This window comes from Streptomyces sp. NPDC054841 (assembly GCF_053611045.1).
This window is the reverse complement of the sequence record NZ_JBSGZO010000877.1, coordinates 1-1,565: the sequence shown is the minus strand read 5'-3', so window position 1 is coordinate 1,565 and position 1,565 is coordinate 1. Positions and strand designations below refer to the sequence as shown.

General features: G+C 63.6%; 1 protein-coding gene. It reads right to left on the bottom strand.

Annotated elements, in window-relative coordinates; all coding sequences use genetic code 11:
- Positions 1-183: 183 nt before the first annotated feature.
- Positions 184-1,416 (bottom strand): IS4 family transposase, encoded by a 1,233-nt coding sequence (locus ACWGI8_RS44125; RefSeq protein WP_453669242.1) that lies wholly within the window; start codon positions 1,414-1,416, stop codon positions 184-186.
- Between the last annotated feature and the right edge of the window lie 149 nt (positions 1,417-1,565).

Here is a 1,565-nt window from a genome sequence, read left to right as displayed (position 1 = left end):
GCAATGCCGCGTAGTTAAGAAACGGCGAGGATTTTGATGTCGGGTGGGTCGGGGTGATGGATGGTGGTTTCGGCGCGGAGTTTCTTTCTGTAGGCGTTCACGTGGACGCGTTTGACGGCTCGTGGGCTGGTGCGGTGCCGCCGTCGCGGGTTGGGCCTCTCGAGGATTTCTACGCGGGCTGCTTCAAGAGCTTTTGCGAGACGGTGAGGGGGAAAAGCCCGCCTGGTCGGCAACCCGGCGGCGGATGATGCGCAGTGATCGGATGAAGGACAGTCTGTCGGGGTCGATGTCGGCCTGGTCTGCCGCTTCGCACATCAGGTGCCGGACGGCGTAATGGGTCAGCAGGAGTGCCCAGATCTCCTGCTCGATCATGCCCGGTGTTCTCGAGCGCAGGACCCCGCCGCGGCCGCGCTGATGAGTCTTCACTTCGTCGAGGCTGGATTCGATTTCCCAGCGTTCTGCGTAAGCGGCCGCGAGTTCGGCGGCGCCGGCCTCGTCGGGATCCATGATCGTGGTGATCAGGCAGAAGATCTCTCCTTTGCCTTCACGATTGGTCACCTCGTACTCGACGACCCGGACCGGAATCCCGGACGGCTCCTCGATACGCGACCCCCGGTGACGCTGGGTCGCGCGTCGGCCCCGGACCTTCGGGTCGAGTAGAAATGACTCGTACGATCCGTCCTTCAGCGGCCGGACCACCGGCAGATGCGGCCCGTCGGGCATGCGCCACAGCAGATCCGCACCTGTCGCGGCAGCTGCCTCCCACAGCCGGTACGCGTAAAACCCCCGGTCAGCAGTGATGAGCATGCCCGGCTCGAAGTCGGCGACGAGTTCTTTGGCGAGGACGCCCTCGTCCACACGCCAGGGCCCCAGCCGGGCGGCCACCACGGCATGTGTCCCGCATTCGCCCAACGCCACGATCTTCACCTGGGGAAACGGCGCCGGGTTCTTCGTTCCCCCAGAGCGTCCGAACTCCGCGTCATTCGCCGGAGTGTCGGGAATGTCCAGAACGAACCCGTCGATGGCCATCAGTCGCCACCGGCCCAGCCAGGCTCCTTGCGTGCCCCGCCGAGCGCACGGCAGCGCCACCCGCTCGAACAGCACCCGCAAAGGCTCCGGTCCCAGACGCCGACGCGCCTGGGAAATTGCGCTTGTCGTGGGGACCGTCCAGTCTTTCCGCCATGTCCCCAAAAAACGCAGCCCATTGACGAGCAGGCGGATCACTTCCTCATACGACTCGCCGAAGAACAGACACAAGCCCATGACGTAGTAGACGACAACACGTGCCGGCAACAGACGTGACCGCTTCTCGGTCCGGCCCGTATCGGCAAGTACTTCATCGACCAGATCCCGGTGGACCAGACGCGTCAGAACCCCGATACCCACCCGGTCCGTCAGCCGTGTGCCGGAAACCACCAAGCCACCCCGAACCCCACCCATGAACGAGGAAGATAACCGGCTTCACCAACACCGCAAAAAGCAGCGACCACAGCGGTTGACTATCCACAACCAACACGGGCGCGTCGCTGTGCACATGTGGAAACAGAACATCAAAAACACTTAAC